Here is a 14,008-nt window from a genome sequence, read left to right as displayed (position 1 = left end):
GAAAAAATGGGAAAGAGTAGTCTAACTTTCAAAAATATAATACAGATCAGAGTGAAAAACAGACTGTATTATAAAAGAAAGCATCTAAAATGCCGATTTTCTCTTGTTGGAATCGGTTACTGTATGGTATACTTGAGTCAAGAATGTAACAGATGACTGTTACTAGAAAAAAGAGGACATTAACATGGTTGTTAAGACAGTTGTTGAAGCACAAGATATTTTTGATAAAGCTTGGGAAGGCTTCAAAGGCGTAGATTGGAAAGAAAAAGCAAGCATTTCTCGCTTCGTTCAAGCGAACTACACACCTTACGATGGAGATGAAAGTTTCCTTGCTGGACCAACAGAACGTTCACTTCACATCAAAAAAATCGTAGAAGAAACAAAAGCACACTACGAAGAAACTCGTTTCCCAATGGACACTCGTCCAACATCTATTGCTGATATTCCAGCAGGATTTATCGACAAAGAAAACGAATTGATCTTCGGTATCCAAAACGATGAACTCTTCAAATTGAACTTCATGCCAAAAGGTGGTATCCGTATGGCTGAAACTACTTTGAAAGAAAATGGATACGAACCAGATCCAGCTGTTCACGAAATCTTCACTAAATACGTAACAACAGTTAACGACGGTATCTTCCGTGCCTACACTTCAAACATTCGTCGCGCTCGTCACGCCCACACTGTAACAGGTCTTCCAGATGCCTACTCACGTGGACGTATCATCGGGGTTTACGCACGTCTTGCTCTTTACGGTGCAGACTACTTGATGCAAGAAAAAGTAAACGACTGGAATGCGATCAAAGAAATTGATGAAGAAACAATCCGTCTTCGTGAAGAAGTAAACCTTCAATACCAAGCATTGCAACAAGTTGTTCGCTTGGGTGACCTTTACGGAGTTGATGTCCGCAAACCAGCGATGAACACGAAAGAAGCTATTCAATGGGTTAACATCGCCTTCATGGCTGTCTGCCGTGTTATCAATGGTGCTGCTACATCTCTAGGACGTGTGCCAATCGTATTGGATATCTTTGCAGAACGTGACCTTGCTCGTGGTACATTTACTGAATCAGAAATCCAAGAGTTCGTTGATGATTTCGTTATGAAACTTCGTACAGTTAAATTTGCTCGTACAAAAGCTTATGACCAATTGTACTCAGGTGACCCAACCTTCATCACAACTTCTATGGCTGGTATGGGTAACGATGGTCGTCACCGTGTTACTAAGATGGACTACCGTTTCTTGAACACTCTTGACAACATCGGTAACTCTCCAGAGCCAAACTTGACAGTTCTTTGGACTGATAAATTGCCATACAACTTCCGTCGCTACTGTATGCATATGAGCCACAAACACTCTTCTATCCAATACGAAGGTGTAACAACAATGGCTAAAGACGGATACGGAGAAATGAGCTGTATCTCATGCTGTGTGTCACCACTTGACCCAGAAAACGAAGATCAACGCCACAACATCCAGTACTTCGGTGCTCGTGTAAACGTTTTGAAAGCCCTTCTTACTGGTTTGAACGGTGGTTACGACGATGTTCACAAAGACTACAAAGTATTTGACATCGATCCTATCCGTGACGAAGTTCTTGAATTCGAATCAGTTAAAGCGAACTTTGAAAAATCTCTTGACTGGTTGACTGACACTTATGTAGATGCTTTGAACATCATCCACTACATGACTGACAAGTACAACTACGAAGCGGTTCAAATGGCCTTCTTGCCAACTAAACAACGTGCCAACATGGGATTCGGTATCTGTGGATTTGCTAACACTGTTGATACATTGTCAGCGATTAAATATGCTACTGTTAAACCAATCCGTGACGAAGATGGCTACATCTACGATTACGAAACAATCGGTGAATACCCACGTTGGGGTGAAGATGACCCACGTTCAAACGAATTGGCAGAATGGTTGATTGAAGCTTACACAACTCGTCTACGTAGCCACAAACTTTACAAAGACGCAGAAGCTACTGTATCACTTTTGACAATCACATCTAACGTTGCTTACTCTAAACAAACTGGTAACTCACCAGTCCACAAAGGTGTATACCTCAACGAAGATGGTTCTGTGAACTTGTCTAAACTTGAATTCTTCTCACCAGGTGCGAACCCATCTAACAAAGCTAAAGGTGGATGGTTGCAAAACTTGAACTCACTTGCTAGCCTTGACTTTGGTTACGCAGCTGACGGTATCTCATTGACAACTCAAGTTTCTCCACGTGCTCTTGGTAAGACTCGTGACGAGCAAGTTGATAACTTGGTAACAATCCTTGATGGTTACTTTGAAAACGGTGGACAACACGTTAACTTGAACGTTATGGACTTGAACGATGTTTACGAAAAGATCATGTCAGGTGAAGATGTTATCGTTCGTATCTCTGGATACTGTGTTAACACTAAATACCTCACTCCAGAACAAAAAACTGAATTGACACAACGTGTCTTCCATGAAGTTCTTTCAATGGATGACGCATTGAGCTAAAATTCAATTGTAATAGAGAAAAGCCAGTCGGTCTGACTGGCTTTTTGTGTGCTTAAAAAATTTTAAAAAAATAGTCAAATTTGGTCAAAAAGTTATTGACTTTTACTGACCAATGTGATATAGTAGAAACATAAGGAAAATGAATTCCTTAGAAAACTTCATTTTCAATGATTCTATTTCTTGAGAATGTACGATAGATACCCTAGAAAGGGGTGAGGCCTATGTTAAATCTAACAGACTTTGAAAAGAAGATGATAGAAGGCTTATTTAAGAAGGAAAAACCAGAAATTATACGTAGAGTAGCTAGTTAGCTAGTCTATCTTTTTAAAACAAAGGTCAAAGATAGTCAATATCAGAGATTGCAAATAATGAATAATAAACGAGGTAAAGAATATGAACAACAACTTTAATAACTTTAACAACATGGATGATTTATTTAACCAATTGATGGGTGGTATGCGAGGATATGGTTCTGAAAACCGTCGCTACTTGATTAATGGACGCGAAGTGACACCTGAGGAATTTGCTCAGTATCGTGCAACTGGGAAATTACCAGGAAATGCAGAATCGGATGCGCAAATGCAACAACACGCTTCAGGTATGAAACAAGACGGTGTCCTTGCTAAACTAGGTCGCAACTTGACAGCGGAAGCTCGTGAGGGCAAGCTGGATCCTGTAATCGGACGAAACAAGGAAATTCAAGAAACATCTGAAATCCTCTCACGTCGTACGAAAAATAATCCTGTTCTAGTCGGAGATGCAGGTGTTGGTAAGACAGCCGTTGTCGAAGGCCTAGCACAAGCGATTGTGAATGGAGATGTTCCGGCTGCCATCAAGAACAAGGAAATTATTTCTATTGATATCTCAGGTCTTGAGGCTGGTACTCAATACCGTGGTAGCTTTGAAGAAAACGTTCAAAATCTAGTCAATGAAGTAAAAGAAGCAGGGAATATTATCCTCTTCTTTGATGAAATTCACCAAATCCTTGGCGCTGGCTCAATCGGAGGAGACAGTGGTTCTAAAGGGCTTGCGGACATTCTCAAGCCAGCTCTCTCTCGTGGTGAATTGACCGTTATTGGAGCGACAACTCAAGACGAATACCGTAATACCATCTTGAAGAATGCAGCTCTTGCTCGTCGTTTCAACGAAGTCAAGGTCAATGCTCCTTCAGCAGAGGATACCTTTAAAATCCTTCAAGGGATTCGTGACCTCTATCAACAACATCACAATGTTATCTTGCCAGACGAAGTCTTGAAAGCAGCGGTGGATTATTCTATCCAATACATTCCTCAACGTAGCTTGCCAGATAAGGCTATTGACCTTGTCGATGTAACGGCAGCTCACTTGGCAGCTCAACATCCTGTAACAGATGTGCATGCTGTTGAACGGGAGATTGAGGCAGAAAAAGACAAGCAAGAAAAAGCAGTTGAGGCAGAAGACTTTGAAGCAGCTCTTAATGCCAAAACACGTATTGCAGAATTGGAAAAGAAAATCGAAAACCACACAGAAGATATGAAAGTGACTGCAAGCATCAACGATGTGGCTGAGTCTGTAGAACGGATGACTGGTATTCCAGTGTCACAAATGGGTGCAACTGATATCGAACGTTTGAAGGATATGGCTCATCGATTGGAACACAAGGTTATCGGCCAAGATAAGGCAGTTGAAGCTGTAGCTCGTGCTATCCGTCGTAACCGTGCTGGTTTTGATGAAGGCAATCGCCCAATCGGTAGCTTCCTCTTTGTAGGGCCTACTGGTGTTGGTAAGACAGAACTTGCTAAGCAATTGGCGCTCGATATGTTTGGAACCAAGGATGCAATCATCCGCTTGGATATGTCTGAATACAGTGACCGCACAGCCGTATCTAAGTTAATCGGTACAACAGCAGGTTATGTGGGTTATGATGACAATAGCAATACCTTGACAGAATGTGTTCGTCGCAATCCTTACTCTATCATTCTCTTGGACGAAATTGAAAAGGCTGATCCTCAAGTAATCACCCTTCTCCTCCAAGTCCTGGATGATGGTCGTTTGACTGATGGTCAAGGAAATACAGTGAACTTCAAGAACACTGTCATTATCGCGACATCAAATGCTGGATTTGGCTATGAAGCCAATTTGACAGAAGATGCGGATAAACCAGAATTGATGGATCGTTTGAAACCCTTCTTCCGTCCAGAATTCCTTAACCGCTTTAACGCAGTTATCGAGTTCTCACACTTGAATAAGGAAGACCTTTCTAAGATTGTGGACTTGATGTTGGCTGAAGTTAACCAAACCTTGGCTAAGAAAGACATTGATTTGGAAGTCAGCCAAGCAGCTAAGGACTTTATCACAGAAGAAGGTTATGACGAAGTCATGGGTGTTCGTCCTCTCCGTCGCGTGGTTGAACAACAAATTCGTGATAAGGTGACAGACTTCCACTTGGATCATCTAGATGCTAAACATTTGGAAGCAGATATGGAAGATGGCGTTTTGGTCATTCGTGAAAAAGCCTAACTTACGATTTTGAGAATAAAAAAGAAGGAACTAGCTAAAAGCTGGTTCCTTTTGTGTTTAGATGACATGACGCTCAAAGGCATCATCTGAGATTCCTTGTTCCAGGATGAGTTTTGCCCATTCTTTAGCAGAAAAGAGGCTGTGGTCCTTGTAGTTTCCGCAAGATTCGATGGTTGTTCCAGGGACATCTTCCCAAGTAGTGGTTTCAGCAATTTCCTTGAGCGAATCCTTGATAACAGCTGCGATTTCAGCGCTAGTGTGACGTCCCCACATAATCATGTGAAAACCTGTACGGCAGCCAAATGGTGAACAGTCAATCATACCGTCAATGCGGGTACGGATGAGTTTGGCCAAGAGGTGCTCGATGGTGTGAAGACCAGCGGTAGGGATAGAGTCCTCATTTGGCTGTACCAAGCGAATATCAAAGTTGGAGATGATGTCTCCCTTTGGCCCCGTTTCTTCCCCAATCAAGCGAACATAAGGTGCTTTAACAATGGTGTGGTCAAGTTCAAAACTTTCAACAATAACTTCTTTTGACATGGTAGTTCCTTTCAGTTTTCTTTTTTCATTATAACATAAAGCTGGCTCTTGAGATAGAGAGAAAACCTCTCCGAGAAAGGAGAGGTTTGAGTTTTTACTTCCGATACAAGCGATCGTATTGGTAGTATGGGTCAAAGGTCACGTTGATTCCTAGTTTTCGAAGGACATTTTTGTCCTCGTCAGTTAGGATAATGGTCGAATGTGCTTCACTTCCTTTGAGATTACCAAGTTCCTCCATGGCACGCGCAGCATCAGGATTTTCCATAGCTGTGATAGCAAGAGCAATCAGGATTTCATTTGAGTGGAGGCGAGGATTGCGGCTGCCTAGGTGATTGATTTTAAGACCTTGAATTGGTTTGACGACTTCAGGCTCGATGAGTTTCACTTCCTTAGCGATGTTAGCTGATTTTTTGATAGCATTGATCAAGGCAGCAGCTGTAGGACCAAAGAGTTCAGAGTTTTTACCAGTCACGATTTCTCCATTTGGCAATTCAAGGGCTAGGGCAGGGCCACCAGTTTCTTCTGCTTTTTGGCGTGCAGCAACAGCAACCTTACGGTCTGCAGGTGTGATGCCGAGGTCGTTCATGAGAAGTTCAATCTTCTTGACAGCAGTTTCTCCGACTTTTTCAGCCTTAAAATCAAGTACAGTCTGATAGTAGCGACGGATGATTTCTTGTTTAGAAGCTTCGACAGCAGCTTCATCATCTGTAATAGCGAAACCAACCATGTTGACACCCATGTCTGTTGGTGAAGCGTATGGAGATTCACCGAGAATGCGTTCCAACATACGTTTGAGCACTGGGAAGATTTCAATATCACGGTTATAGTTGACAGTGGTTTCTCCGTAGGTTTGGAGATGGAAGGGGTCAATCATATTGACATCATCAAGGTCCGCAGTTGCAGCCTCGTAGGCCAAGTTGACTGGATGATGAAGGGGTAGGTTCCAAACTGGGAAGGTTTCAAACTTAGCGTAACCAGACTTGATGCCATTGAGTTGGTCATGGTACATATTGGACATACAAGTTGCCAATTTTCCAGAACCAGGTCCAGGAGCTGTCACGACGATCAAGTTGCGACTGGTTTTGATGTAGTCGTTTTTCCCCATACCTTCAGGAGAAATGATGTGGTCCATATCGGTCGGATACCCTTTGATCGGATAATGAAGATAAGAATCAATCCCATTTTTCTCAAGTTGATTGCGGAAGGCATCTGCAGCGGGTTGGCCAGCGTACTGTGTGATGACAACGGAACCAACAAAAATTCCCAGCTCATTGAATTTGTCAATCAAACGAAGAACTTCTTGGTCATAAGAAATGCCCAAGTCACCACGCGCTTTGGAATGTTCGATGTTGCTCGCGTTAATGGCAATCACAACCTCAACTTGCTCTTTCAATTCTTGCAAGAGCTTGATTTTATTGTCAGGCTCATAACCAGGAAGGACTCGAGCGGCGTGGAAATCTTCCAACATTTTGCCACCAAACTCCAAATAGAGCTTGCCGTCAAATTGGTTGATGCGCTCCAAAATGTGGTCGCGCTGTAGATTCAAATATTGTTCAGAACTAAAAGCTTGTTTTTTCATTTTTTTACCTCTGACCTCTATTATAATAAAAAATTGGAAGATAGGAAACTACGGAGTCAAAAAAGAAATCAAAAAGATTAGGCAAACGCTTGCACAAAGTTTTAAAAAGCGCTATCATAGACTATAGATTATTAAAATAATGAGGTAAGAAGATGCAAGAAAAATGGTGGCACAATGCCGTAGTCTATCAAGTCTATCCCAAGAGTTTTATGGATAGCAACGGAGATGGGATTGGTGATTTGCCAGGAATTACTAGTAAGTTAGACTATCTAGCCAAGTTAGGAATCACAGCGATTTGGCTTTCTCCCGTTTATGACAGCCCTATGGACGATAATGGTTATGACATTGCTGATTATCAAGCGATTGCAGCTATTTTTGGGACTATGGAGGATATGGACCAACTGATCGCAGAAGCTAAGAAGCGTGACATTCGTATCATCATGGACTTGGTGGTCAATCATACTTCGGATGAACATGCTTGGTTTGTCGAGGCCTGTGAAAATCCTGACAGCCCAGAGCGCGATTACTATATCTGGCGGAATGAGCCTAATGATTTGGAGTCTATCTTTAGTGGATCTGCTTGGGAATACGATGAAAAGTCGGGTCAATACTATCTCCATTTTTTCAGTAAGAAACAGCCCGATCTCAACTGGGAAAATGAAAAACTTCGCCAGAGAATCTATGAGATGATGAACTTTTGGATTGATAAAGGCATTGGTGGTTTCCGTATGGATGTCATTGACATGATTGGGAAAATTCCTGATGAGAAGATAGTCAATAATGGTCCCATGCTCCATCCCTATCTCAAGGAGATGAATCAGGCGACCTTTGGAGATAAGAATCTCTTGACAGTAGGGGAAACTTGGGGAGCTACACCAGAGATTGCTAAGCTCTACTCGGATCCAAAGGGACAAGAATTGTCTATGGTCTTCCAGTTTGAACACATCGGACTTCAGTATCAAGAAGGGCAACCTAAGTGGCATTACCAAAAAGAGCTAAATGTAGGAAGATTAAAAGAAATTTTCAATAAATGGCAGACAGAATTAGGAGTTGAGGATGGCTGGAATTCTCTCTTCTGGAATAACCATGACCTCCCTCGAATCGTCTCTATTTGGGGAAATGACCAAGAATACCGTGAAAAATCTGCCAAAGCCTTTGCAATCTTGCTTCATCTCATGAGAGGGACACCTTATATTTACCAGGGTGAAGAGATTGGGATGACCAATTATCCGTTTGAAAAACTGGACCAAGTAGAAGATATTGAATCTCTCAATTATGCGCGTGAAGCTCTTGAAAAAGGCGTTCCGATGGAAGAAATCATGGACAGTATCCGTGTCATCGGACGTGATAATGCCCGTACCCCGATGCAATGGGATGAGAGTAAAAATGCTGGTTTCTCAACAGGCCAACCATGGTTGGCAGTTAATCCAAACTATCAAGGAATCAACGTTCAAGAAGCACTGGAAAATCCAGATTCTATCTTCTATACCTATCAGAAGTTGGTTCAAATCCGTAAGGAGAACAGCTGGCTGATTCGAGCGGACTTCGAATTGCTTGATACGGCTGATAAGGTTTTTGCTTATATCCGTAAGGACGGTGAGCGCCGCTTCCTAGTTGTGGCTAACTTGTCCAATGAAAAACAAAACTTTTCAGTAGAAGGAAGAGTTAAGTCAATCTTGATTGAAAACACTACTGCTAAAAAAGCAGTTAAAAAACAAACCTTGGCACCATGGGATGCTTTCTGTGTGGAACTAACGGATTAAAATAAGTGAACAGCACTCCAAAAGTTAGATTTTTTCTGTCTGATTTTTGGGGTGCTGTTTAATTTGTGGATGCTTTTAATTTTACAGATAGAAAAAGAGAAGACCAAATGGTCTTCTCAACGGGGGAACTGAATAATTAGAAAGAATCAATTAAAGAGGGTTAGTAGTCTTTGAAATTCTTTTGGAAGATGAGGAGAGACAAGATAGAAGTCATGGCTGCCAAGAAGAGGAAGGCAGTTGTTTTTTGTTCCCCAGTTGCAGGGAGTCGTCTTTCCTTGTCTTCTTTGACTGTAGCTGTAACAGGAGCTTTTTCATCTTTTGATGATGAATTATCTGTTACGACTGGAGCAGGTTTTTCAGTCTCTCTTGGGAAAACATACTCAGGAAGAGTCACAACTGGTGGCGCTTCTGTTCCAACTGAACTTTGTTTGCTACCTACCTCAATCACTCGATCTTGAGCTGGAGTTGCTTCTGTTTGGAGAACCTTGCGATTGTCACCGTCCACTTCAACATACTCGACTAAGAGACCGTCTTTCCCTTCTGATAGAACTTGCTCTTTTCCTTTGTCTAATTGTGGGTTTTCGCGACGAATAGTCTTGAACGGTACGACCTTATTGACGATTTCCAAGCTTGGAAGTGTAAAGACAAGGTCTTTAACCCCTTCCTCAGGACTTGAAGAAGTAATTGGTTTCTCCGGTTGAGCAGGTTTTTCCGGTTGAGCAGGCTTTTCAGGTTGAGATGCTTCGAGCTCGTTGATTTGTTCGAGAGCAGTTTCTAGCGCTTGATTGACTGCTTCCTGAGTTTTAGCTTCTTGGATTGCGGCAATGGCTTGGTCAGCAATTGTTAGCAATTGCTTCTTAGCTTCCTTGTTGGATCCAAGCTCAGCGACTTTTTTCTCGATCGCTTTCGTCAATCTGTCCATAGCCTTATCGTACTCAATTTCCGGTTGTTTTGGTTGAGCTGGTTGCTCAGGCTGGTCAGGTTTCTCAGGTTCTTCTGGTTGTTCCGGTTGCTCTGGACTAGGCTCCTCTTGGCCTCTTTGATAGTTTTCATCCTTGGATAGGATATCTTGTAGGGCACTGACCGTCAACATGACATCCTGAACATCCACTGCATCAGCGCTGAGTTGGTTTCTCAATTTTTCTAGATTAGCTTGGAAAGCTTGGCGTGCAGTAGCCGTATTTTTCAAGCCTGCTGGGTCAAAGTTGGACAGATCGTCTTTCCATTTAGAGATAGACTGGATGATATCTGCCTTGCTGTAGAGTTCGCTACCTTCGCCACGAGTGATAAATTGGTCCACTTGAATACCGATATTTTGAGACAAATCGTTTCGATCAGGATCTAGCTGAAGGGTGACTGCGTGCAAGTTTTCGTCCAGACCTTTTAAGCTAACCAGAGTTTGATTGCCTTGGCGTTGGGCTGCACGACCGCTAAAGTATTTCTTACCATCAATAATCGAAGCATTTCCCATGCCATCTTGGTAAGGAACTTCTTTGCCATCTAGGAAGACTTTGTAGATACCATGATTTGGATCAACATAGCCCTTGATATCAAGTCCAGTACCGTAGAAGTAAGCTGTCACAGTTGTCTTTTTCTTTTGCTCGTCAGTTAAGCGACCAAAGGAAGCCCAAGACTCCGTTTTTTGGTACTTGTCTGCCGAATTGGTTTCATGGTGCCAGCCAGGACTGTAATCCAACTGACTAGCTTGGTCATCATAACTTGTTTGGTCCTTGATCAGCAATTCAGCTTTCATCACTTGGATGGTTGCATCGGTAACGAAACCGAGCAGGGCACCATCAGTGACAGAAGTGAGCTTGGCTTTGAAGTCGAAGACAGAGTCGGCTTGTTCTGTAAAGTCAATCGTTGGGATGGTAACAGTTTTTTCTGTTTCTCCATCTTTAAAGGTCACATCTTGAGTTGTATCTTGGTAAACTTTACCGTGAACTCCAGTTCCAGGTTCTGTGATAAAGCGAACAGTAGCAGCTCCCTTGCTTCCACCAACACGTTTAATCTTAACAGTGACTGGTTTTCCTTTTTCGACTTCGTAGTTGGTAGACTCGAGTTCAAACATCCCTTTGCTATCATTGTTTAGGGTGTAGATTCCTTCAGTAGCAATTGGTTCGCCTGTTTTGTTTACAAGGGTAATAGTATGTTGACCAGGTGCTAAATCGCCTGTCTCAAAGACTTTTTGGCTACGTTTACGGCTAGCATTCTTAGTTTGGACATCGGCAACCTTTTGACCATCAACGTAGACGGACATTTCTCCATGACCTGGATCGACTGTGGAGACGACATAGGCCTTGGTTCCTGTGAAGGTATAGCTTACTTTGGCATCTTTTTGATTGGTCCACATAGAAGTGCCACGAACACCTTCAGATTCATTGTACCAAGTTGTTCCGGCTGTATCTGCCGTTGTGTTTGAGTGGTATTCAAGTCCAAGAGGGTAGCCATCTGTTTTTTCAATGCTACTTGGTGTCTTGTAGACTGAGAAGTTGGTCAAGATTGGAGTTGCTTGAGCGCCAGTGATGGTTACACGGATTTTTTGTGCTTCAACAGGTTTGCCTTGAACCAAGCGACGGTAACCAACGGTCGAACCTTCGCCGTATGTCACCCAACGTCCGTTGATTTCGACTTCAATCTTGAAGCCAGAGATACGTTGACCTTTGGCGATGTCTTCCTTGAGTTCAACGACGTCAAAGCGTCTCTTTTGCCCCAAATCGACTGTAAAGCTACCGGTTGTGGCATCATTTGAGAGGGCCCAGCTGGTGTCATCTTTACCGTCTGTGAGGTGGCTTTCCTTGTAAAGGTGGTTTTGACGAGTAGAACTTGCTGTTACAGTCGCGCCTTTGGCAAAGTCAGTGGCATACATTTGGTCTAGGGTTGCCTTGAATTCCTTCAAGCGAGCCACATCCGCATCGGCGAATTTTCCTTCTTTATTTGGTGGAATATTGAGAAGGAGTGGCGTTCCACGACCAACAGACTTGAAGTAGATGTCCATCAACTCTTTGAGTGATTTCGGCTGTTGATTGTCATGATAGAACCAGCCTGAACGGATCGAAACGTCAGCTTCCCCTACAGAGTACATATCACCATCTGGGTCACCATGGTTGAGGTATTCGTTTTTCACATCGTCTGTGATGTTGGCCCTTTTGACTTTATGCCATACAGGGTCGCCTGCTATACCTCGTTCATTTCCGATCCAGCGAACGCTTGTCGGTTGAGCAGAGAAGATAGCAATATCTCCTTCAGCTTCTTTGATGTATTTGAACCATTCATCAAAGGTATAGGTTACTTTTTGGGCACCGCTACCACGCGCACCGTCCATCCAAACCTCGATAAATTTCCCTTTATTACCGTATTTCGGATTACCAAGGATTTCTTTCAATTGGTTGAGATAGTATTGGTTGTATTCTTTTTCGGTTGCAACATGGTATTTTGGATGATTGGCATCCCATGGTGATAGGTAAACCCCCATGTTCATGTCGTACTTGCTAGCAGACTTGGACACTTCTTCAAGGACATCGCCTTTTCCATCTTTCCAAACGCTCTTAGCAACAGTGTGATTGGTGTATTTTGAAGGGTACAAAACAAAACCATCATGGTGTTTAACTACCATAATTGTGCGTTTAAAACCAGAGTCTTTTAGCGTCTTAATCCATTGATCCGTATCGAGATTTTCGGGATAAAAGTAGTAAGGGTCTTCGCTTCCGTCACCCCACTCACGGTCGTAATAGGTATTCATGCCGAAGTGGATAAAGGCAGCTAGCTCCTCCTTGTGGTAATCGAGTTGTGCTTTACTTGGAAGCGGACCATGGTTATCAATCTCGGTTTCCTTATCTTCTGGATGAGAAGTGGGAGGAGTAGTTGTGCTTTGATTGCTCAAATCAGAGTCTGACTCTGCCTTGTTTACATTAGTTGCTTGAATACTTTCTTCTACACGATTCTCCTTGTCAACAGTCCTAGCAGTGGTAAGTTCCATATCGGATTCGGTACCGTTAGTTTTAGTGACTGATGTTTCTTGCTTTTCAGCTTGCTTTTGATTTGCTTCGTTTGTAGAGGTATTCTTATCTTGTTCTGTATCTGCGACTTGTTCGATCTGATTATCGAGAGGAGGTGTAGTTGTTGGAGATGTTTCGTCTGCGCGTGCGGTTCCAGAAGCAAAAAATGCGAGTCCGATGATGACGGAGGCAACACCTACAGTTAACTTCCGAATGCTGAAAGTTTGTCCTTTCTCAAAAAGGTATCGATTCATAATATACTCCTAGTTTTTAGAAAGGCAGTCAGCTACTGCCTGAGCCCAAGTATGACTTGGATACAACCGTATTTAATGATAAATAGTCTCTTTAAAGATTTACATCCTCCATTCTCTCTTTTGTAAAACGCTTTCATTTTAAGATAAAAAAATTTAAACCCAATTTCGCTCTTAAAATGACTGAAAGTTTTTAATATGAAAAATATACTAAATTGTCTTGGGAAATGCAATAGTAAAAACTTAAAAAAACAAATATAAATTAAAGAAAATAAGTTACTTTCTAAAGAAAAAACGCATCCTTTTAAGACTCAAACTAAATGAAAGGATGCGTTTTAAAAAGAAATTAGAGTATTTTTTGGAGAGACTCTTGGATGGTTCTGGGATCTGTTTTGGAAGAGAAGCGCTCAAGGACTTGCCCATCTCGGCCAATGAGAAACTTAGCAAAATTCCATTCGATTCGTTTTCCTAGCGGACCAGATTTCTGGTCTTTTAGCCAAACATAGAGAGGAGCTGCTTCCTTGCCGTTGACCTTGATCTTGGCAAATCGAGGGAAAGTTGTCTGATAGTTTAGGATACAGAAACTATTGATTTCTTCTGCGCTGCCGGGTGCTTGTCCCATGAACTGATTGCAAGGGAAATCCAATATTTCAAATCCCTGATTTTGATAACGCTCATAGAGTTCTTGAAGTCCCTGGTACTGGGGCGTTAAACCACATCCGGTAGCAGTGTTAACAATCAAGAGAACCTTACCACGATAGCTCTCCAAGGGAGTTGCTTGGTTGTTTTGGTTCAAAACGGAAAAATCATATACACTGGTCATGAGGGCCTCTTTTCTTTTTCTACATTGTAACAGTTTTTACTTTTTTCGTCGAGTC

General features: G+C 42.3%; 7 protein-coding genes. 3 read left to right on the top strand and 4 right to left on the bottom strand.

The features are described 5' to 3' along the window. Positions 1–184 precede the first annotated feature (184 nt). Together pflB and SORDD15_RS07070 are read left to right on the top strand one after the other, a co-directional pair. On the top strand, positions 185–2,500 hold the full coding sequence (gene pflB, locus SORDD15_RS07075; RefSeq protein WP_000260613.1) for a formate C-acetyltransferase: 2,316 nt from the start codon (positions 185–187) through the stop codon (positions 2,498–2,500). A 393-nt stretch (positions 2,501–2,893) separates the two neighbouring features. Next, positions 2,894–4,999: an ATP-dependent Clp protease ATP-binding subunit gene (locus SORDD15_RS07070; protein ID WP_061415928.1), complete on the top strand. Its 2,106-nt coding sequence runs from the start codon at positions 2,894–2,896 to the stop codon at positions 4,997–4,999. A gap of 57 nt (positions 5,000–5,056) precedes the next feature. On the opposite strand, the gene SORDD15_RS07065 is transcribed toward SORDD15_RS07070, so the two are convergent. After that, positions 5,057–5,539, bottom strand: a complete 483-nt coding sequence (locus tag SORDD15_RS07065; RefSeq protein WP_000032544.1) for an S-ribosylhomocysteine lyase — start codon at positions 5,537–5,539, stop codon at positions 5,057–5,059. 94 nt (positions 5,540–5,633) lie between these two features. Continuing rightward, positions 5,634–7,118, bottom strand: a complete 1,485-nt coding sequence (locus SORDD15_RS07060) for a DUF1846 domain-containing protein (RefSeq protein ID WP_061415926.1) — start codon at positions 7,116–7,118, stop codon at positions 5,634–5,636. Between the two features lie 152 nt (positions 7,119–7,270). Here SORDD15_RS07060 and SORDD15_RS07055 point away from each other — a divergent pair, with 152 nt between their 5' ends. Beyond that, positions 7,271–8,881 (top strand): glycoside hydrolase family 13 protein, encoded by a 1,611-nt coding sequence (locus SORDD15_RS07055; protein ID WP_061415924.1) that lies wholly within the window; start codon positions 7,271–7,273, stop codon positions 8,879–8,881. Positions 8,882–9,041: 160 nt separating this feature from the next. Here SORDD15_RS07055 and SORDD15_RS07050 read toward each other — a convergent pair whose 3' ends face one another. After that, positions 9,042–13,133 (bottom strand): alpha-L-fucosidase, encoded by a 4,092-nt coding sequence (locus SORDD15_RS07050; RefSeq protein ID WP_081102398.1) that lies wholly within the window; start codon positions 13,131–13,133, stop codon positions 9,042–9,044. Positions 13,134–13,476: 343 nt separating this feature from the next. After that, the gene (locus SORDD15_RS07045) at positions 13,477–13,953 is read right to left on the bottom strand and encodes a glutathione peroxidase (RefSeq protein WP_061415922.1); all 477 of its coding nucleotides are present in this window, start codon (positions 13,951–13,953) and stop codon (positions 13,477–13,479) included. Positions 13,954–14,008: the final 55 nt, after the last annotated feature.

Source organism: Streptococcus oralis, assembly GCF_001578935.1.
GTDB lineage: Bacteria > Bacillota > Bacilli > Lactobacillales > Streptococcaceae > Streptococcus > Streptococcus oralis_R.
The sequence above is the reverse complement of the archived record's forward strand: the minus strand, read 5'-3'. Positions and strand labels throughout refer to the sequence as shown.

Coding starts and splice junctions, on each gene's coding strand:
- SORDD15_RS07055 (WP_061415924.1), top strand. CDS start 7,271: ATGCAAGAAAAATGGTGGCACAATGCCGTAGTCTATCAAGTCTATCCC.
- pflB (WP_000260613.1), top strand. CDS start 185: ATGGTTGTTAAGACAGTTGTTGAAGCACAAGATATTTTTGATAAAGCT.
- SORDD15_RS07065 (WP_000032544.1), bottom strand. CDS start 5,539: ATGTCAAAAGAAGTTATTGTTGAAAGTTTTGAACTTGACCACACCATT.
- SORDD15_RS07045 (WP_061415922.1), bottom strand. CDS start 13,953: ATGACCAGTGTATATGATTTTTCCGTTTTGAACCAAAACAACCAAGCA.
- SORDD15_RS07070 (WP_061415928.1), top strand. CDS start 2,894: ATGAACAACAACTTTAATAACTTTAACAACATGGATGATTTATTTAAC.
- SORDD15_RS07050 (WP_081102398.1), bottom strand. CDS start 13,133: ATGAATCGATACCTTTTTGAGAAAGGACAAACTTTCAGCATTCGGAAG.
- SORDD15_RS07060 (WP_061415926.1), bottom strand. CDS start 7,118: ATGAAAAAACAAGCTTTTAGTTCTGAACAATATTTGAATCTACAGCGC.